The organism is Arthrobacter sp. SD76 (assembly GCF_049726125.1).
GTDB lineage: Bacteria > Actinomycetota > Actinomycetes > Actinomycetales > Micrococcaceae > Arthrobacter > Arthrobacter nitrophenolicus.
Window position 1 is genome coordinate 980045 of the sequence record NZ_JBNBLR010000001.1, and the last position, 18651, is coordinate 998695.

15 protein-coding genes and 4 pseudogenes are annotated in these 18651 nt (G+C 63.8%); 14 read left to right on the forward strand and 5 right to left on the reverse strand.

The window, feature by feature from the left end; all coding sequences use genetic code 11:
* Nucleotides 1-13: 13 nt before the first annotated feature.
* A complete protein-coding gene (locus ACPEE0_RS04860; protein WP_424574072.1) occupies nucleotides 14-1558 on the forward strand; it encodes an Eco57I restriction-modification methylase domain-containing protein in 1545 nt (514 codons plus the stop codon).
* A 58-nt stretch (nucleotides 1559-1616) separates the two neighbouring features.
* On the opposite strand, the gene ACPEE0_RS04865 is transcribed toward ACPEE0_RS04860, so the two are convergent.
* Complete coding sequence (locus ACPEE0_RS04865; protein WP_424574073.1) at nucleotides 1617-2192, reverse strand: recombinase family protein; 576 nt, start codon at nucleotides 2190-2192, stop codon at nucleotides 1617-1619.
* A gap of 189 nt (nucleotides 2193-2381) precedes the next feature.
* On the opposite strand from ACPEE0_RS04865, the gene ACPEE0_RS04870 reads away from it, so the two are divergent.
* Nucleotides 2382-2999, forward strand: coding sequence for a hypothetical protein (locus tag ACPEE0_RS04870; protein WP_424574074.1), 618 nt, complete (start codon nucleotides 2382-2384; stop codon nucleotides 2997-2999).
* 110 nt (nucleotides 3000-3109) lie between these two features.
* Here the strand turns inward: ACPEE0_RS04870 and ACPEE0_RS04875 are convergent, their stop codons facing one another.
* Nucleotides 3110-3565: a hypothetical protein gene (locus tag ACPEE0_RS04875; protein ID WP_424574075.1), complete on the reverse strand. Its 456-nt coding sequence runs from the start codon at nucleotides 3563-3565 to the stop codon at nucleotides 3110-3112.
* A complete protein-coding gene (locus ACPEE0_RS04880; protein ID WP_424574076.1) occupies nucleotides 3558-3758 on the reverse strand; it encodes a hypothetical protein in 201 nt (66 codons plus the stop codon). Before ACPEE0_RS04880 ends, ACPEE0_RS04875 begins: the two co-directional genes overlap by 8 nt.
* A gap of 1791 nt (nucleotides 3759-5549) precedes the next feature.
* On the opposite strand from ACPEE0_RS04880, the gene ACPEE0_RS04885 reads away from it, so the two are divergent.
* Nucleotides 5550-6692, forward strand: a complete 1143-nt coding sequence (locus ACPEE0_RS04885; RefSeq protein WP_424574077.1) for a tyrosine-type recombinase/integrase — start codon at nucleotides 5550-5552, stop codon at nucleotides 6690-6692.
* A gap of 198 nt (nucleotides 6693-6890) precedes the next feature.
* Here the strand turns inward: ACPEE0_RS04885 and ACPEE0_RS04890 are convergent, their stop codons facing one another.
* Nucleotides 6891-7805, reverse strand: a complete 915-nt coding sequence (locus ACPEE0_RS04890; RefSeq protein WP_085939480.1) for an IclR family transcriptional regulator — start codon at nucleotides 7803-7805, stop codon at nucleotides 6891-6893.
* Between the two features lie 30 nt (nucleotides 7806-7835).
* Here ACPEE0_RS04890 and ACPEE0_RS04895 point away from each other — a divergent pair.
* From ACPEE0_RS04895 to ACPEE0_RS04910, 4 genes and pseudogenes are all read left to right on the forward strand, one after another.
* Nucleotides 7836-9157, forward strand: a pseudogene (locus ACPEE0_RS04895) (YjiH family protein).
* 80 nt (nucleotides 9158-9237) lie between these two features.
* On the forward strand, nucleotides 9238-10029 hold the full coding sequence (gene yidC, locus ACPEE0_RS04900) for a membrane protein insertase YidC (protein WP_035752198.1): 792 nt from the start codon (nucleotides 9238-9240) through the stop codon (nucleotides 10027-10029).
* 52 nt (nucleotides 10030-10081) lie between these two features.
* A pseudogene (locus ACPEE0_RS04905) lies at nucleotides 10082-10638 on the forward strand (dihydrofolate reductase family protein).
* Between the two features lie 16 nt (nucleotides 10639-10654).
* Nucleotides 10655-11308 carry an SDR family oxidoreductase gene (locus tag ACPEE0_RS04910; RefSeq protein ID WP_035752195.1) on the forward strand — a complete coding sequence of 218 codons (654 nt, stop codon included), beginning with the start codon at nucleotides 10655-10657 and terminating at the stop codon, nucleotides 11306-11308.
* On the opposite strand, the pseudogene ACPEE0_RS04915 reads toward ACPEE0_RS04910, so the two are convergent.
* Nucleotides 11305-12508: pseudogene (locus ACPEE0_RS04915) on the reverse strand (ROK family protein). The gene ACPEE0_RS04910 and the pseudogene ACPEE0_RS04915 sit on opposite strands and share 4 nt — an antisense overlap.
* Nucleotides 12509-12737: 229 nt before the next feature.
* On the opposite strand from ACPEE0_RS04915, the gene ACPEE0_RS04920 reads away from it, so the two are divergent.
* The 7 genes and pseudogenes from ACPEE0_RS04920 (at nucleotide 12738) to ACPEE0_RS04950 (ending at nucleotide 18643) form a co-directional block, all read left to right on the forward strand.
* Nucleotides 12738-14450 carry a glycoside hydrolase family 13 protein gene (locus ACPEE0_RS04920; protein ID WP_009357140.1) on the forward strand — a complete coding sequence of 571 codons (1713 nt, stop codon included), beginning with the start codon at nucleotides 12738-12740 and terminating at the stop codon, nucleotides 14448-14450.
* A gap of 55 nt (nucleotides 14451-14505) precedes the next feature.
* A pseudogene (locus ACPEE0_RS04925) lies at nucleotides 14506-15422 on the forward strand (aldo/keto reductase).
* A 164-nt stretch (nucleotides 15423-15586) separates the two neighbouring features.
* Nucleotides 15587-16450, forward strand: coding sequence for an HpcH/HpaI aldolase/citrate lyase family protein (locus ACPEE0_RS04930; RefSeq protein WP_009357138.1), 864 nt, complete (start codon nucleotides 15587-15589; stop codon nucleotides 16448-16450).
* A complete protein-coding gene (locus ACPEE0_RS04935; RefSeq protein ID WP_009357137.1) occupies nucleotides 16450-17421 on the forward strand; it encodes a DUF2797 domain-containing protein in 972 nt (323 codons plus the stop codon). Before ACPEE0_RS04930 ends, ACPEE0_RS04935 begins: the two co-directional genes overlap by 1 nt.
* A 32-nt stretch (nucleotides 17422-17453) precedes the next feature.
* A complete protein-coding gene (locus tag ACPEE0_RS04940; protein ID WP_009357136.1) occupies nucleotides 17454-17678 on the forward strand; it encodes a DUF3188 domain-containing protein in 225 nt (74 codons plus the stop codon).
* A 63-nt stretch (nucleotides 17679-17741) separates the two neighbouring features.
* Complete coding sequence (locus ACPEE0_RS04945; protein ID WP_424574078.1) at nucleotides 17742-18203, forward strand: FAS1-like dehydratase domain-containing protein; 462 nt, start codon at nucleotides 17742-17744, stop codon at nucleotides 18201-18203.
* A gap of 2 nt (nucleotides 18204-18205) precedes the next feature.
* Nucleotides 18206-18643 (forward strand): MaoC family dehydratase, encoded by a 438-nt coding sequence (locus ACPEE0_RS04950; protein ID WP_424574079.1) that lies wholly within the window; start codon nucleotides 18206-18208, stop codon nucleotides 18641-18643.
* The last annotated feature ends 8 nt before the right edge of the window (nucleotides 18644-18651 follow it).

Consider the following 18651-nt stretch of genomic DNA (forward strand, 5'->3'; position numbering starts at 1 on the left):
CGAGGATAAGGACGTGCTCAGAACCACGTTCTCCACACTCCGTCAGCTGCACCTGAACGGCAGAAACCACATCTGGGGATACTACGTGCGCAACCTCGTGCGTCCCCTGTGGCTTTCGATGCCTGAAAACAGGGTGGACGTCCTTGTCGGCAATCCTCCGTGGCTTAGGTACTCCAAAATGCCCGGCGCTATGCAGGACCGATACAAGAGATTGGCAAAAGAACGTAACCTCTTGTCGGGCACCCTCGGTGCCAGCGCCAGGGACCTCTCCACGCTCTTCGTAACTCGCGCCGTTGAGCTCTATTTGAAGCCTGAAGGGCGTTTCGGTTTCGTGATGCCCCACGGAACGCTGACACGCAAGCCACATCATGGCTTCCGAACTGGACGCTGGAACACCAACAGTCAAACAGTCTCCGGTCTTGCTGCTAGCTTCGAAGAGTCGTGGGAATTCGTAAGAATTCGTACCGGGTTTCCGATGGTTTCTTGTGTCATATTTGGCCGCAAGGTAGCCAGTACCTCGGCATCGTCTATGCCGTCCGTGACCAAGAATTGGAAGGGGACATTTTCAAATCACGCGCAGACTTGGGAGAAGGTTCAGGATCGCGTGACCATTACGCCGGGCAGGGTGACGCAACATGACCCAAGCGAGCCAGCCCCCGTGTCTCCTTACGCCAAACGATTCCGCCAGGGCGCTCTGATTCTTCCGCGTATGTTGGTTTGCGTGGAGCGGGTGGATGCAGGTCCGCTTGGGGCTGGTGCGGGTCGGGTGAAACTAACTTCACGACGCTCCACACAGGACAAGGAACCGTGGAAGTTCCTTGATTCACTTACTGCGACAGTATCGGAGTCATTCGTCTTCCCGCTCCTACTCGGAGAAACGGTGCTGCCCTACAGAATGCAAAAGCCGCTGGAATGCGTAGTGCCGATCCGCGACCGGAAGATCCTCTCGGCCTCCGCCATCCGCGCGACGCCTGATCTTGATTCCTGGTGGTCATTGGCGGAAGCCGGTTGGGCGGCCAATCGGTCTAAATCGGACAGCACGCCCCTGAATGACCGCATCGACTACCACGGTCAGCTGAGTGCCCAGCTCGCAGCGGACGCTCCATACCGTGTGTGTTACACCAGCTCCGGTAGTCGGTTAGCAGCAGCGATCACGACAGACGAGCGCGCCATCGTGGAGCACAAGCTTTACTGGGCGCCCGCCCACACGATGTCCGAAGCCCGATACCTTGAAGCCATCCTGAACAGCCCCGTCCTTCTGGAGCGGGTCAAGCCCCTGCAAAATTTGGGACTGTTCGGAGAAAGGGACTTCGACAAATACGTGTTCTTGGTCCCGTTCCCCGCTTGGGACGCCGGGAACGACGACCACGCGGTTATCGCCAGGCTGGCACAGCGGGCGGAAACAGTGGCAGCAACGGTCGAAGTCGGGGGAGCCAAGACCTTCCAACAGGCGCGCAGGCTTGTCGACGCTGCACTGGCCGCAGACGGGGTAGCTGCGGAGTTGGCTCGGGCCATCGACGCAGTGATTCCTAGCGTGGACCCTGACGCTGCCGAGTAATTGACCGATGGCAAAAGGAAGGGCAGGCACCGAAGTGCCTGCCCTTCACTCATCTGATCTACTTTGCGAGGTATCTATAGAGGGTGGCAACCGAGACTCCTACCGCATCTGCAATCTCCCTGGGCGACATGACCCCAGCAGCGTGAAGTTCCTTGGCTCTGGCGACTTTCGGCCCGTTCAGCAGCTGGGGACGGCCACCAACGCGTCCACGTGCCCGGGCCGCCGCAAGCCCTATGTTCGTTCGCTCCCGCAGCAGGTCCCGTTCGTACTCCGCAAAGGCCCCGTAGATGCCGAGCATTAGCTTTGACTGGGCTTTGTTGCCATCCGTGCTCAACACGGGGTTATCGAGCACCCGAACCCCGACCCCTTGGTCTCCAAGCTCTTGGAAGAGCTGGACGAGATTGCCGAGGGACCGTCCCAACCGGTCCAGCTTCGCAACCACGAGAGTGTCCCCCTCTCGAAGCGACGACAGGCACTTGTCGAACCCTGGGCGGCTGGCTTTGGCGCCGCTCACGCCATGATCCTGGAATAGATGCCGGGGGTCGTCTTTGACCCCGGCAGCGATCAGCGCGTCACGTTGGCCATCGGTATTCTGGTCCGCCGTGGAAACTCTCATATAGCCAACAAGCGCCATTGCGGTTTCCTTTCTCAAATACTCATCGAAGTTGGAGGTTACAAGAAATAGATTATGAGAAGACTTTTGATGCCACAAGGGCTGAGTTTTGTTCGTGAAACCGGGGCTGATGGTTCCACTTCTCGCCGCCTCAAGTAACGATCGTTTTTGAGAACCTGGTAGTCAGTCGAAAAAGTAGGGGGAAGCGCAGTGGACCAACCGACAATGCAGTTGCTAACCGCAGCAGCGGGATTTGCTGCCACTCTTGGCGCTGTTTTCATCACCCAGCGTTACAACCGTCTTAGTGAGTCCGCGAGACGCAGCTACGAGGCCGAGTCGCGTTGGCATGACGAGAACTACCGCGTGAGTGCGGCTATTGTCACCAAGGCTGCTGCCATCGAGCGGAAACTCTACAACGCGGCAGCTCTGCTTGACGACGAGGAGCGGGAGCCGCGAATGCCAGGAATCAAGTCGGTGCTGCTCGCGCCTGAAGGGGGTATTGAAGGGGTGATCGACGAGCTCAAACGAGAGATTCTGGTGGAAGCCGTTGAGGAAGGTTTCGCCGCTGTTGAAGAACTGGAGAACCTTATGGGGGAGCTTGCAATTATTGGTTCGCATGCCCAGGAAGCAGCGTGTCGGCGTCTGACAGATGAGCTGATTGAGGCGGTGGGAACCTTGGAAATGTTTTCGCGGGCGTCCGACTGCTATGCGCAGATCGCTGCACTGGTTGATGCGCGCTTCGCCTTTGCTGATGCCTCTCGCGACAACCTCGTCAGTTTCCAGGACACAAAGTCCCCTGCAAAGAAGTCTGAAGGGGGAGGGGGGTAGCCCCTTCCTTCTGAGTCACGCCGCCCGGCCGTCATAGCGCCCGGCGTCGCGTACGGGTTTAGAAGCTGGGAAGCGGGTGGATTGTGAGGCCCACCCGCTCCCGTGCTCAGTTAGTGGCGGTTGCGCTTATGTTCATGCCAGAGTTCGGCACCCGTCTTGGTTTCCGGCAGGTAAGCTGCCCTGATCTCGGCTGAGACGGCCCAAGCTTCCGGCGTGATGCCTTCGCTCATGGCCGCAGCCCGGCCGGCCTCGTAGGCCTCGTTGACCTCCTGACCAACTGACTTGATCTCAGGCGGAAGCGCATTCACGTAGTTGGCGTACTCGCGCCGGGCGTTTGCCGCAGCTGTGATGCCTTCCCGCCGGGCTTCCGTATAAGTGCGGAAGAAGCGGTTGGGGTTGGTTTCCGTGGGAAGCTGCCACATCCCCGGGCTCACCTCCACCGGATCGAAGTCCAGAGCAGCTGGGTCAGGCGGCGGCGCGGTATCGCCGACTGAGGCGGCCGCATCGGCGAGATGCTCGGCCACAGACTTGCGGTAACCGAAGTGGTCGTAGTTATGATCAGTCATCGTTGTTGGCTTCCTCATAGTTGTAAATGGCATCTTCATAGTTGTAAATGCCGTTGGTCTTGTTAGCTTCAGCCCGGGCAGCGCCAGCTTCGGCCAGCGAGTAGTACAGCTTCCAGTCGAACTGCCACACTCCTGGCCAGGGCTCTAAAATCTCCTGGCTGTATGGCAGGGTGTTGGTCGTCCTTTTGGGCATTGTTATTCCTTTCCTTTTGTCATATGCCGGGGCCGTCATTAGTGGACTGCCCCGTGCTACGCCTCGCCTGAGTCCCAGTGGCTCGGAGTTGCAGGAAGCCCGTATCTCCCGGCCCACATGAGCAGGGAAAGCGTTGTAGTGCATAGGTAGTCGTCAGTCCAAAAAGGGGCATCGGGGCTCTTCGCCCTGCGGGCGCGCCGGGCCGCGTTGACCCTGTGTGTCACTGGCTGAAGGTGATTCGGCCGCATGCAAAGGGTCGTATTGCAGACGTGGTCCAGTTCTCGTCGCGGACCGTGCCCGCCGACAAACCACACGTACATCAGTCTGTGGCCGAGCCATTCCCGGTCGCCCACAATCACCGAGGCATAATCCCCGTTCCGGGGGCCATTCCAAATCCAGCACCCTGTGACTTCGTCCACAAGAAGAAACCGCGCCAAGCGGTCCAACTCAGAGTCCATCACGGGACTGCCCATTGTGCCTTTGTCGAGTTTTTCGAGCGCGCGGCGCTCGTGACGGCGGCAATAGGACAACTTCTCGGCTTTTGTTGGGCACCCCGGTTCGGCGCAAGGAGTGCGGCGGCGCCGCTCCTGTTCGTAATGCATTTTGCAGTGGCCGAAGGCGTAGGCGGGTCGCGTGCAAGATAGTGCGTTGCAGGACCGGGTTCGCGTAAGCGGCAGTAACGAGCCTCCTTTCATCGGTGAGGTGTTTTTCGTGCATTTGTGAAGCTGCCGAGACCGTCGCGGCCCTTACTGCTGACTGGAAAGGGGGCCGTTGGAAACAGTCGGGCCATCCAGGAGTCATTACTGTTGGATGGGTTGTTGGAGGTCGTCGGCTCCGGTCTACTGGGCGCATCTCCCGAAGAGATGCGCCTCCCTGATCCGGACACTGTGGGCGGGGCAATGGGGCGCACAGCTTAGAGCCCGTTTGCGGGTGGTGCTGACCACCCGGGTGCAACAGGACCACCTTGTTGTCGCTCCACCCTCAAATCCGCAGCCAGGGCGTCTGATGGCATCCCTACATGGAGAGGGGCCGACCGTGCCTCCGACTCAAGCTCCGCCACTGCCCTGGCTGGGCGGTGGGAAAGGCTGCGACCAACTCCATGCAGCCTGGGCAGGGAGGCCTACAGCGGGAGAAACCGATTTGGTGGCCGTATGCGGCCTGGGCTGCACATACGCAGCAGAGGCCGTGCCGAACGTAGTGATTCTTGGTTTTGTGAAACTCAATAGCCTGACTGATCGTCTCGGGCTGGTCCTGCAAAGGTGAGTGGTCCTTCCTCAAAATTTGGCGCCTACTTCAACGAGTTGGGTGATCTGCTTGAAAACGAGGGCGGTGGCCCGCCGCTGCGTTACGGGTCGGTCAACCTACCGACTGACCTCCTGATGCTTCATCCATGCTTCGACATCCGACAGGCGGTACAGGACCTTGGTCCCGACCTTCAGGCGCTTGGGTCCGTCCAGCAAATGAGTGGCAAGGAACTTTTCACTCACGCCCATGTATTCCGCCGTTTCCCGGCGGCTCATGTAGACCGAGTTCGAGAGACCCTGAGCCGTGCGGACGGTGGAATTACGCTCATCGTGATTTTCGGACAGAGCTATCTCCTAACAATTGTTGTTTGGGGAACATGGGAGGTCCCTGGGCTTTGAGCAGGACCTTTGGGGAACTGCCTTGATTAAAATTGTCGTCGGGTATCCACCGTTATCTCACAGGCGTATTTCGAGACTTATTGAAGGTGAGGGCTGTAATTTTCGGGGCCTCTCCCGAATTTGCGACTTACTGGCTACTGTTGAGGCTATGGCCATCAACAAGTTGGAAAACGGAAAGTGGCGCCACGACTACCGCGTGAATGGAATTCGTCGCTACAGGCAGTTCAGGACCAAAGCCGAGGCTTTGGCGCATGAGTTGCAAATCAATACTGCGAAGTCTGGCGGCACGCTGGTTGACACCCGGAAGGGTGGCAAGATCAGGTTCCACGATCTGTACCTGGAGTGGCTGGACCGTGTTGAGCGGGTGGGAGCCAAAGGTCAACGGCCCGCTTCTCCGGTGACCGTGGCCGGATACCGCCGAATCTACGAGCGGCACATGCAAGAACACTTTGAAAACCGCACATTGGCGGGTGTGACCCTCAGTGTGATCAACGAGTGGTTGGTTACATTTGCAACCGATGATGCACGGCGCCGGGCGTATCGACAGTTGGGGAGGATGTTGCAGTATGCGGTGGATAGTGGCTACCTGGCAGCAAACCCCGCACGTAATGCCACCATCAATAATGTGCCGACTCCCGCTCCCGTTCGTGAGCCTGCCGCTCTTACTGCTGGGCAACTGATGATGCTGGCGGAGCGTGCGGCGGAGGGTGGGCGTTATGCGGGGCAGTCGCACGAGGCCTACAGGCTCCTTATTTTGTTTGCAGGAACTACTGGGCTGAGGTGGTCGGAGGTCTCCGGCCTGAAGGCAGGTGCCCTGAGCTTTGGCGAGAACCCCCAGGTTGTCGTCCGGTCGACCCTTGTGCCGGTGGATGGACGTCTGGAGCTGAGGGAGACAACCAAGGGCCGCAAGCCGCGCACGGTGCCTATCCCGGCCTCGATTGCAGCTGAGCTTGAGGTGCACGCAAAGGGTCTAACGTCCGGGGGTTTGGTCTTTACCTCCCCGTCCGGGACCGAACTGCGAGCATCAAACTTTGCGCGCCGGGTGTTTCACCCAGCGGTTGCGCGTTGTCGTGAGGCGGACTCAACCTTTCCTGAAATCGTGTTTCATGATTTGCGCCGCACTGCGGTTACGTTGGCTGTCAGCGCCGGGGCCAACGTCAAGCTGGTGCAGCAGATCGCGGGGCACAGCTCCGCTGTCACCACGCTTGACGTGTACGCGCAACTCTTTGCCCACGATGCCCAGTCCTCCGCCAGGGCTGTGGATGCGTTGTTGAACGGACAGCGCGTGTAAACCGGGAACGCTGGCGTGGAGAAAAAATGAAATGGCTACTAAGTGGATACTAAATGCGCGAAGGGCTCGTAACAGCCAGGGATAACTGCACGACTCATAATCGTGAGGTCGGGAGATCGAGCCTCCCCACCGCTACAGGACAAGCCCCCGGAATCCATGGGATTCCGGGGGCTCTTTGTTGTCTGCGGGGATACGTCCTCACGCCCTGCGTTCCGGATCCCACCCCAGCCTGCGGCTGAGCTCCAGAGCTGCGCGCTCCAGGGCTGTAAGGATCACGTCTTCCGGAATGCCTGCAGTAGCGGCCGGAACGCGGGCGGACTGCGTGTCGTAGGGGCGGGTCACGGCAATAGACGCCACCACCCGCCCATTCCTATCGCGGACAGCTTTGGCGACTGACGTCAGCCCTTCTGTCACCTCCCCAAACTCGCGCGCAAACCCCTGCCTGCGTGTGGCTGCCAGCTGCTGGGTGAGTTCGGCGTATGTCCGCGGGCCCCGCCCGGTCCGTTGGATGAAAGCAAAATTGGGCGGGAACAGGGCCCTCAGCTGGTCATGATTCATGCCGGCAAGAATTGCTCGTCCAGACGCCGTTAAGTGCGCTGGCAGGCGGACGTCCTTAGCGGTGACCAACGGCGCCCGCAGGGGCGCGGTCTCTTCGTGGATATAGAGCGTTTCATTGCCATGGAGGACAGCCAGGTGGGCCGTTTCACCTACGCTGGCAACTAGGCGGGCCACGACTGGACGGCCGTAACGTGCCAACGGCGCCTGGATGGCAAAGGCCTGGCCAATTTCCAGGGCAGCGACGCCCAAGGCATATGCATGCTCTTCAGGAATGTGGGCTACGTAGCCGAGCGTTTGCATTCCGCGGAGAAGCCGGAAGGTGGATGACCTCGGCGACCCCACTGCCTCAGCAATTCTGGCCGCGGGAACAGGGTTTGCCTGCGTAGCAAGGTAACTCAGGATCTGGAGCGATCTCAGGGTATTGTCCTGTTCACCCCTCAAAACGCCTCCCGTGACCTGAATCTCATATGTGAGACTGCTTTGCCGTCTATTCCATTGTCCTTGCCCTGGATTCACGGTGCGATGGTTCCAGTCAGAAAAATGACCCGCCCGCACAGGCTGGCAAGAATGTCAGGAGACAGACCCATGGCCATCACCTCTCAGGCCCCGCGCACTGCATCGCGCCATATCTGGAAGCTATTCGTATACAGCGGCATAGGTGCGTTCATGTTTTTCGTGCCAGTAACTATTGCCGGAAAAAACACGATCATGCTGGACCACATCGTTTCCTTTCTCCAGGCGAGTATCGGCCCGGTTCTTCCCTTCTATGCGCTGGCCGTCATCGTTGCCGGCGCGGGCTATCCGTTTATTGCCGGAACGTGGAAGAGGTCCCCGGTGGAGGTGGTCTTCTCGCTGCTGAAAGTGGTGGGGATGGTAGTGGGTTTCATGATGGTCTTCCGGGTGGGGCCGGCGTGGCTTTTCGAACCCGGCATGGGGCCCTTCCTGTTCGAAAAGCTCGTGATTCCGGTCGGGCTCCTTGTCCCGATCGGCGCCGTGTTCCTTGCATTGCTGGTTAGCTATGGCCTGCTGGAGTTCATCGGTGTCCTTGTCCAGCGCGTCATGCGCCCTATCTGGCGGACGCCGGGGCGGTCCGCCATCGATGCTGTTGCATCCTTCGTGGGCAGCTATTCGCTCGGACTCCTGATCACCAACCGGGTCTACAAAGAGGGCAAGTACACGGCCCGTGAGTCTGCGATCATCGCCACAGGGTTCTCCACGGTTTCAGCAACGTTTATGGTGATTGTGGCCAAGACACTGGACCTGATGGGCCAGTGGACGGCCTACTTCTGGATCACTTTCCTGGTCACCTTTGCGGTTACCGCCATCACCGTCAGGATCTGGCCGCTTAACAGCATCCCGGACGAATACCACCCTGATGCAGTGCCGCAGCCTGAGGAGGAAGTTTCCGGGCGCCGCCTCTCGGTCGCTTGGCATGAGGCCCGCCAAACGGTGGAAGCAGCACCCTCGCTCGCGGTCAACGTCTGGACCAACGTCAGGGACGGCCTGCTAATGGCGATGGCCATACTCCCTTCAATCCTTTCCATCGGCCTGCTGGGACTGGTCCTTGCGACCTACACTCCTGTCTTCGATTGGCTGGGCTTCCTGTTTATCCCTTCACGTGGGCGCTCCAGCTGCCCGAACCCATGCTGGTGGCAAAAGCCAGCGCTGTTGGTGTTGCAGAGATGTTCCTTCCCGCACTCCTTGCAGCGGAAGCGGTTCCGGTGGTCAAGTTCGTGGTGGGTGTTGTGTCCGTGTCCGGAATCATCTTCTTCTCCGCCCTGGTCCCCTGCATCATGGCTACGGATATTCCCGTCCCGGTCTGGAAGCTGGTGGTGATCTGGTTCCAGCGGGTGGCGCTGACGCTGATCCTTGTGACCCCCATAGCGTTCCTGATGTTTCCGTCCTAGAACACGACCCCCGCGACCAACCGTGACAACTTCCCCGTTTCGCCGTAAGTTGTGCAGCAGGCGGCGGACGGGGGAATGTGGTGGACTTCTTCAATGAGGTGATGGCGCCCTTCCAGTGGCTCGTCTCCGTCATCATGCTGGCGTTCCATGGCGGCCTGACCGCCATCGGAATGCCGGCCGGGAGCGGCTGGACGTGGACGCTGTCCATCATCGGTCTGGTACTGGTCATCCGCGCGGCCCTGATCCCGGTGTTCCTGGCGCAGGTCCGGGCCCAGCGCCGCATGCGGCTCCTGCAGCCGGACCTGAAGGAACTCCAGGAGAAGTACAAGGGTAAAACGGACCAGCTGTCCCGGCAGGCGATGGCCCAGGAACAGATGGCCCTCTACAAGAAGCACGGCACCAACCCCTTCTCTGCATGCCTTCCGCTGCTGATCCAGGCGCCGTTCTTCCTCGCCCTGTTCCAGGTCCTCTCCGGCATTTCCGGCGCTGCGGCACGGGGCGAGGGCATCGGAACCCTCACCTCCGCCCAGGCGGCCCAGTTTGACGCCTCCAGCATCTTCGGCGCACCGTTGTCAGCGTCCCTGCTGCACGGCGGCGGCGGCAACCAGGCCGCCGTGGCCATCCTCGCCGTCGTCATGATCCTGGCCATGACGGCCTGCCAGTTCGTCACGCAGAAGCTCGTCATGGCGCGCAGCCTCGTCGGCGAGGACCCGGAGAACCCACTCCTCCGCCAGCAAAAAATCCTCCTCTACATCCTGCCGGTCATCTTTGGCGCCGGCGGGATCATCTTCCCCATTGGTGTCCTCATCTACTGGACCGTCTCCAACCTGTGGACCCTGGTGCAGCAGTACCTGGTGACCCGCAAAGCGTGACCGGGCCGCCCGAGTCCTGTCTTCTGCCGGGTATCGCGGGCAGAATGACCCCATGGCCAAGCTGATCTATTCCGGCATCACCTCCCTGGACGGCTACGTCGCTGACCGGAACGGCAGGTTTGACTGGAGCGCACCCGACGAGGAGGTCCACGCCTTCGTGAACGACCTCGAGCGCGACGTCGGAACATACCTCCTCGGCCGCAGGATCTACGAGGTCATGTCCGTCTGGGAAACCATGGGCACCGCCGGCGACCCGCCGGTGATCCAGGATTACGCCCGTATCTGGCAGGGGCAGACAAGGTTGTCTACTCCACCTCCCTGGCCGGGGTGTCCGCGGCCCGGACCCGGGTGGAACGGGCGTTCAGCCCCGACGCCGTCCGTATCCTGAAAGCAAACACGGACCGGAACATTGGCATCGGCGGCCCCACCCTGGCGGCCCAGGCACTGGAAGCCGGGCTGGTGGACGAGTGCCAGCTCTTCCTCAACCCCATTGCCGTGGGCGGCGGCCTCGGTTTCTTTCCGGACGGCCTGGAGACAAGGCTCGAGCTCCTGGATGAGCGGCGGTTCGGCAACGGCGTGGTCTATTTGCGCTACCGCTGCCTGGCCTGAGGGGCAGAATGGGTCCATGACCCGAATCGCAATCATCGGCGGCCACGGCAAAGTGGCCCTCCGCCTGTCAGCCCTCCTCACGGACGAGGGGCACAGCGTCACCTCGTTCATCCGCAACCCGGACCACGCCGCGGACGTGGCGGAGACGGGGGCTACGCCGTCGGTCCTGGACGTGGAAAATGCGACGACGGCGGAACTCGCCGGGGCGCTGCAGGGCCATGACGCTGTGGTCTGGTCCGCCGGTGCCGGCGGCGGCAACCCGGTGCGCACCTATGCGGTGGACCGGGACGCCGCCATCCGTTCCATGGATGCCGCGGCCCAGGCCGGTGTGGACCGGTACGTCATGGTGTCCTACCTGGGGGCCGGCAAGGACCATGGAGTGCCCGAAAGCAACAGCTTCTTCGCCTACGCGGAAGCCAAGGCGGCAGCTGACGACTACCTCCGGGGCACGGGGCTGGCGTGGACCATCCTTGGACCGGGCTCGCTGACGGACAAGCCGGGCACCGGCCGTATCGACGTGGATCCGCCCCGGGACGGCAATGGGGCGACGTCCCGTGACAACACGGCCAGCGTGGCCGCAGCCGTGATTGAAATGCCGGAAACGGCCGGCCGCACCATCGAGTTCCGCGACGGCTCGCTTCCGGTTGCCGCCGCCCTGGGTTCTTCCTAACCGGCGGCCGTGAGCTCCAAATCCAGGGAATTCTGCTCCACGTAGTCGAGGGCCCGCCGCACGGCGCCGGCCGTGACGATGGAGTCGCCCAGGGGTGACACGGCCACCCGCGGGGGAGTGGCGGTGAACTGGGCCAGGCGTTCGGTGATGGCCCCGAGCAGCATGTCCGCCGAATTGGCCACGGCGCCGCCGATCACCACCAACTCCGGGTTCAACAGCGTGGCCACGGCACCCACCACGCGGGCCATCCGGACGGCGACGCGGTCGAGGATCTGCCGCGCAACGGCGTCGCCGGCAGCGGCTGCGGCGAATACGTGCTCCGCCTCTACGCCGTCCGCGGCGTACTTCCGCAGTGTTGTCCCCGCTGTGCCCGCAAGCGCCTCCGCGGCCCAGTTCCGGGCGAGGAAGGCGATGCCGTAGGTGTCGCCCACGCCTTCCACCCACTCCAGGAAGGCAAGTTCGCCGGCGCCCCCGTCGCGCCCGTGCAGCAGCCGCCCGTTGTCGATGAGGCCCGCACCCAGGCGCTCGCTGGCCAGGATCACCACCACGTCATCCACTCCGGCTGCCGCTCCCTGCCAGCGGTCGCCAAGTGCCGGCCAGGTTGGCGTCGTTTTCCAGCAGCACGGTCCAGCCCCGCATCTCCAGCAGCGCTGTCTTCAGGCCGACGTCGAACAGTTCCCAGAAGTGCTGCCTCACCAGGACGTCCCCGTGGCGGTCCACCGGCGCGGCGATGCCGGCGCAGACGGCAAGGACTGCATCCGGGGAGGCGCCGCTGCCCGCCAGTGCCAGCAGGGCGGTCCGGTCGACGACGGCGACGCGTTCTTCGGCGGGGATGTCCGCCCGGGCAAATGCCTGCGTTGACCTGCCCAGCGTCCTGCCCCGTAGATCCGCGACCACCACCGTGGCCTTGGAGACCCCCACATCCATGCCCAGCACATAGCCCGCGCGCTCGTTGAGCTCGAAGCGTCGGGCGGGGCGGCCCTTCTGGTATCCGCCGAAGGCCCGCTGGTTCTCCAGCTCGCGGATCCAGCCCCGTGCCATCAGATCCTCGCAGACGGAGATGGCGGTGGCCCGCGTCAGTCCGGTGGCCTCCATGACCTCCGTCACGGTCACTGCCTGGGACGCGCGCAGGAATTCGAGGACTGCTCCGGCGCTGACCCGACGGAGCAGCTGGGGCGTGGCCGGCGGGGATTCCGTCACTGGTGTTGACCTCTCTCTGCGCTGCCCTCCATAATACTTGAGGCACTAAATTTAGAATCAATATAAAGATGCCCCCTGAAGGGGTGCCTTCTGGCCCTTGGCACCCGAATTGGTGGTTTACATCCTGGCGCGACGGTGGGTACTGTCCGAAGTAATGCGCGGGGCCGCCAAGTAGACCCACATGACCTTGACCAGCAACAAACCCAACGCACAGAAAAGGAAGATCCCTTTGTCCACCACCGCCACGCTGGCAACCCTCTCCGATTCCGACCGCCTCGCTGATCCCAACTGGTGGCGCCAGGCAGCGGTTTACCAGATCTATCCGCGCAGCTTCGCCGATTCCAACGGCGACGGCATCGGTGACCTGAAGGGCATCACCGCCAAGGTCTCCTACCTGAAGGCGCTGGGCATCGACGCCGTGTGGCTGAGCCCCTTCTACCCGTCGGCACTCGCCGACGGCGGCTACGACGTGGATGACTACCGCGACGTCGACCCCAAGCTGGGCACGCTGGCGGACTTTGACGAGATGGCCAAGGCCCTGCACGGCGCCGGGATCAAGCTGATTGCGGACATCGTCCCCAACCACTCCTCCGACCGGCACGAATGGTTCAAGGAGGCCCTGGCATCGCCCAAGGGTTCACCCGCCCGGGACCGGTACATCTTCCGTGACGGCAAGGGCCCCAACGGCGAGTTCCCGCCGTCGGACTGGGACTCTGTGTTCGGCGGCCCTGCATGGGAGCGCATCACCGAGCCGGACGGCACCCCCGGCCAGTGGTACATGCACATCTTCGCCAAGGAACAGCCGGACCTGAACTGGTCCAACCGGGAAATCCGCGAGGACTTCCTCAAGACCCTGCGCTTCTGGTCCGACCGCGGCGTGGACGGCTTCCGCGTGGACGTGGCGCACGCGCTCACCAAGGACCTCACCGAGCCGCTGCTGTCCAAGCTGGAACTGAGCGCGGCCAACACTGGCGTGGACGGGTTCGACGACGGCACGCACCCCTTCTGGGACCGCGACGAAGTGCATGAGATCTACGCCGAATGGCGCGAGGTGTTCAACGAATACAACCCGCCGCGCACCGCCGTCGCCGAAGCTTGGGTGCACGCCACCCGCCGCGCCCGGTACGCCAGCCCGCAGGGCCTGGGCCAGGCCTTCAACTTCGACCTGCTGCAGGCCGATTTCGATGCCGCCGAGTACAAGGAGATCATCACCCGCAACCTGGCAGAGGCAGCCGCCACCGGAGCCTCCTCCACCTGGGTGTTCTCCAACCACGACGTGGTCCGGCACGCCACCCGCTACGGCCTGCCCCAGGTGTCCAAGGACAAAGCCGGCACTAAGGGCCAGGACGGCAAGGACTGGCTGCTCGCCGGCGGTCCCAAGGAACAGCTGGATGTGGAGCTCGGTCAGCGCCGCGCCCGCGCAGCCACACTGCTGATGCTCGCAGTTCCCGGGTCCGCCTACCTGTACCAGGGTGAGGAACTGGGGCTCCAGGAAGTGGCAGAGATCCCCGAATCCGAACGCCAGGACCCGTCCTTCTTCCGCAACAAGGGCGTGGAGATCGGCCGTGACGGCTGCCGCGTGCCCCTGCCGTGGAAGGTGGAGGGAACGTCCTTCGGCTTCGGCGAGGGCGGCTCGCACCTGCCGCAGCCGGACTGGTTCAGCAAGTACGCCGTGGAAGCCCAGGACGGGACCGAAGGCTCCACCCTGGAGCTGTACCGTGCAGCCTTGAAGCTGCGCCACGAGCTGCAGACGGACGAGGAACTCGAGTGGGTGGAGTCCGGCAACCCTGAGATCCTGCACTTCCGCCGCCCCAACGGGTGGCAGTCGGTGACCAACTTCGGCGGCACCGCCGTCGAGCTGCCCGCGGGGAAGGTGCTGCTCACCAGCGCGCCGCTGGAAGACGGCAAGCTGCCCGCCAACACCACCGCATGGCTGCGCTGATGCCCGCACCCGGCGGAAGCCAGGAATCCTGATGCAGGAGCTCATCTACGGCTGCATGGGACTCGGCGGCAGCTGGTCCGACGAACCGCATGGCAGCGCCCATGTGGACGAGGCCGCTGCCGCCGTCCAGGCTGCCCTGGACGCCGGCATCACCCTGTTCGACCACGCGGACATCTACCGCCGCGGCAAGTCCGAGGCCGTCTTCGGCGAGGTCCTGGCCGCCACGCCGGGGCTGCGTGACCGCATCCGGCTGCAGACCAAGTGCGGGATCAGGCTGAACGAACGCGGCCTGCAGACACATTACGACCTGAGTCGGGACGCCATCCTGGAACGGGTCAACGGGAGCCTGAAACGGCTGCGCACCGACTACGTGGACATCCTCCTGCTGCACCGCCCGGACCCGCTGGCAGACCCGGCAGAGGTGGCGTCCGCCGTCGGGCAGCTGATGGCGGAAGGAAAGGTCCGGCAGCTGGGTGTGTCCAACATGTCCGGGGCGCAGATCGAGGTGCTGCAGGACCGGCTGGAAACCCCCGTGGTGGCCAACCAGCTGGAAATGAGCCTGCTGAAGCGGGCGTGGCTGGAAAGCCAGGTACTGGTGAACCATCCGGAGCACCTGGACTATAGCTTTCCGCACGGCACCGTGGAGTACTGCACCCGCCACTCCATCACCCTGCAGGCCTACGGCTCCCTGGCCGGGGCGTCTACACCGGCGCGGAATTGGAAAGCCCCACCTCCGCGGATGATTCCACCGCGGAGCTCGTGGCGCAGCTGGCGGGGGACTACGGGGCATCCGGGGAGGCCGTCCTGCTCGGCTGGCTGATGAAGCACCCGGCCGGCATCGCGCCGGTGATCGGCACGGTGAATACCGGCCGGATCCGCGCCTGCGCCGACGCCGCGAAGGTTGCCGCCGCGATGTCCCGTGCCGACTGGTACAGGCTCTGGGTGACAGCGCGCGGCAGCAACATTCCCTGACCGCCAAGCGCACTGCAGCACGTGCCGTCCCGGCCGCCGGAACGGCACGTGCTGCTGCGTCTTTTCCACCCGCCGCGGGTCACATCCCGTTTAGTTCGTATTGATCCTCACAAGCTGGCCATTTTCGTCGCCGCGCCGCTTGCAGGGCGGATACTGTAGAAAGCATGACGTCTACCATCGCCACCGAGACCGTAAGGCCGGAACGCAATATCCCCGCAGAGATCGCCCGCTCCTGGCTGCTGGTCAATGCCATGAAGACCGAGCTTTTTGACCAGTCGGCCGTGTCCCGCGCCGACTCGATCATCCTGGATATTGAAGATGCAGTGGACCCCTCGCAAAAGGACCAGGCGCGCGGCAACGTCATTGACTGGCTGACCGCCGGCGGCAAGGCATGGGTCCGCATCAATGACGCCACCAGCCCCTTCTGGGCCGACGACCTCGCCGGCCTCCGCGGCACCCCGGGCCTCCTGGGCGTCATGCTCGCCAAGACCGAATCCGCGGACCAGGTCACCGAGAGCTTCCACCGGATGGACGGCAAGACGCCCGTCATCCCGCTCGTGGAATCCGCCGTCGGCATTGAGGAAGCCAACAACATTGCCAAGGCCCAGGGCGCGTTCCGCCTGGCCTTCGGTTCCGGCGACTTCCGCCGCGACACGGGCATGGCCGCCACCCCGGAGGCCATGGCCTACCCCCGGGCCAAGCTCGTGGTCGCCAGCCGCGTGGGCAACCTCCCGGGCCCCATCGACGGCCCCACGGTGGGCACCAACCACCCCATCCTGCGCGAGCAGACCGGCATCACGGTGATGATGGGCATGACCGGCAAGCTGTGCCTGGCCATCGACCAGACTCCGGTCATCAACGAGGTCATCAGCCCCACGCCGTCCGACGTCGCGTGGGCCACCGACTTCATGACCGATTTCGAAGCCAACGGCCGCGTCATCCGCGACGGCTCCGATCTTCCCCGCCTGGGCCGCGCCGAAAAGATCATGAAGCTCGCAGTGGCCTTCGGAGTCCAGCCGGCGCTCTGATGCCCCACCCGCTTTCCTCCGGGACCCCGTTGGCCGATACCCGTTATCTGGTCCACGGGGTCTCTTGGGATGGGCCGCCGGCCATCACGGCAGCGGACGACGGCGGCGCGCCGGTCCTGCGCCTCCAGGCACCGTCCGGGGACTTCCGGCACGTCAGCCTCCACCCGGGTGCCAGGCTCGGCTTTCGCGTCGCGGACCCGGCAAAATCCTGCCTGGGGCACCTTCTCGTCCACTCATCCACCAGGCGCGACCACATCCTGTGCGCAGCCGGCGCCCGGGCGGTGCGGGGCAAGCAGTGCGAGCGCTGCTTCATGCTGGACGAGTCGCGGCTTATCCACGACTTCCACCGCGGCGGCCGCGTCACCCCCGGCCTGCGCGAGTACCTGATGCAGGAACACTGGCTGTATGTGGCCACCTTCGCGGGCGGGGCCAGCAAGGTGGGAACAGCCTCGGGACCGCGGAAGTGGAACCGGCTGGCGGAGCAGGGGGCTGCGGCGGCCCGGTATGTGGCCCGCGCCCGGGACGGCCGGGTGGTCCGCATCCTTGAGGACCTTGTCACGGCCGAAGCCGGGCTGCCCCAGCAGGTCAGGTCGGCCGCCAAGGCCGAGGCGCTGCTCCGCCCGCTGCCCGCCCCCGAACTGGATGCCATCAACGCCCGCCTCGCCGCGGAAGCCCGTGCGCTGCTGGCAGATACCGCCGTCGAAGGGTTCACCGTGGTGGACGAACCCTGGATCCGGCCCCGGCAGGCGTCCCTCCTGCACGGCCCGGGCGCCCGCCACCCCTACCCGCATCCCCTGGACAGCGACGGGCACGGCTTCACTGTCACGGGTCTGGGCGGGCACAATGCCCTGGCACGGCTGGACGGCGCGGACGCCGCGTTCGTGGTGAACCTTGGCCAGCTGGCAGCCCGCACCGTCATCCTGGGCGACTTCGCGTCAGAGGTCCCGGCCCTGCAGGAAGCCCTGTTCTGAACCGCAGCACCGAGGCCCGGTAAACTGGCTGGGTGCTGAACGAATTCTGGGCCACCGCGCCAACCCGCTACAAAGTCCTGGTCTTCGGCGCGATGGGGCTCATCGCCGTCGGCATCATCCTGAACCTGGTGGGCAACACCAGCGGCAACCAGGGGCTGGCCATGGCCTCCCTCCCGCTGATCGGGCTGGGCCTGGTCCTGCACGTCGCCGGAATGGTGGTCCGCGGCCAGGCCATCCGCAAGCGGTTGCGCCGGTAACCCTGCCGCCCTGGCCGGAGCCGCTTTTCTGCCCTCCAGCAGGCGGGCGATAGGCTGGAGGCCATGACTATCAATCCGGACCTGCAGGGCCGCAGCTACCCTGCCGCAGAGGTGTACGACGTCGGCCGCGAGAAAATCCGCGAGTTCGCCCGCGCCGTGAAGGCCACCCATCCTGCGCACTTCGACGTCGACGCCGCCAAGGCCCTGGGCCACGATGACCTGGTGGCCCCGCCCACCTTCGCGATCATCATCGCCCAGCGCGCCGACGCCCAGCTCATCGAGGATCCGGAAGCCGGCATCGACTTCTCCCGCGTGGTCCATGCCGACCAGCGCTTCACCCACCACCGCCCCATCGTCGCCGGCGACCGGCTGGTGGCCGAGCTCCACGTCGACGGCGTCCGTGCGATGGGCGGCGGCGCCATGGTCACCACCCGCTCCGAGATCTTCGCCCTCGGTTCCGGCGATTCACGGGAGCCCGTCACCACCACCACGTCATCCATCCTGGTCCGCGGGGAGGGACAGTAGCCATGAGCCCCAGCACCCACGAACTCAGCGCCGGCCAGGAAATCGGCAGCCGCACCGTCGAGGTCACCCGCACCGACCTGGTCAAGTACGCCGGCGCCTCCGGCGACTTCAATCCCATCCACTGGAACGAGGCCTTCGCCACCGGGGTGGAACTGCCCGGCGTCATCGCCCACGGCATGTTCACCATGGGCTCGGCCGTCCAGCTGGTGACCGACTGGGCCGGCGACCCGGCCGCCGTCGTCGACTTCCAGACCCGCTTCACCAAGCCGGTCCTGGTCACGGACACCACCGGCACGGACCAGCCCGGCGCCACCATCGAGGTGAGCGGCACCATTGGAAAGCTCGACGCCGAGGCCGGCACCGCACGCGTCGACCTCACTGTTGTCTCGGCCGGCCAAAAAGTCCTGATGAAGGCCCAGGCCGTCGTCAAGCTTTCCTGAGCGGGCAC

Excerpts from the sequence above, each read along its gene's own strand:
- ACPEE0_RS04880 (WP_424574076.1), bottom strand. The coding sequence starts at position 3,758 with ATGCCCAAAAGGACGACCAACACCCTGCCATACAGCCAGGAGATTTTA.
- ACPEE0_RS04930 (WP_009357138.1), top strand. The coding sequence starts at position 15,587 with ATGACGTCTACCATCGCCACCGAGACCGTAAGGCCGGAACGCAATATC.
- ACPEE0_RS04910 (WP_035752195.1), top strand. The coding sequence starts at position 10,655 with ATGACCCGAATCGCAATCATCGGCGGCCACGGCAAAGTGGCCCTCCGC.
- ACPEE0_RS04935 (WP_009357137.1), top strand. The coding sequence starts at position 16,450 with ATGCCCCACCCGCTTTCCTCCGGGACCCCGTTGGCCGATACCCGTTAT.
- ACPEE0_RS04945 (WP_424574078.1), top strand. The coding sequence starts at position 17,742 with ATGACTATCAATCCGGACCTGCAGGGCCGCAGCTACCCTGCCGCAGAG.
- ACPEE0_RS04885 (WP_424574077.1), top strand. The coding sequence starts at position 5,550 with ATGGCCATCAACAAGTTGGAAAACGGAAAGTGGCGCCACGACTACCGC.
- ACPEE0_RS04950 (WP_424574079.1), top strand. The coding sequence starts at position 18,206 with ATGAGCCCCAGCACCCACGAACTCAGCGCCGGCCAGGAAATCGGCAGC.
- ACPEE0_RS04875 (WP_424574075.1), bottom strand. The coding sequence starts at position 3,565 with ATGACTGATCATAACTACGACCACTTCGGTTACCGCAAGTCTGTGGCC.
- ACPEE0_RS04865 (WP_424574073.1), bottom strand. The coding sequence starts at position 2,192 with ATGGCGCTTGTTGGCTATATGAGAGTTTCCACGGCGGACCAGAATACC.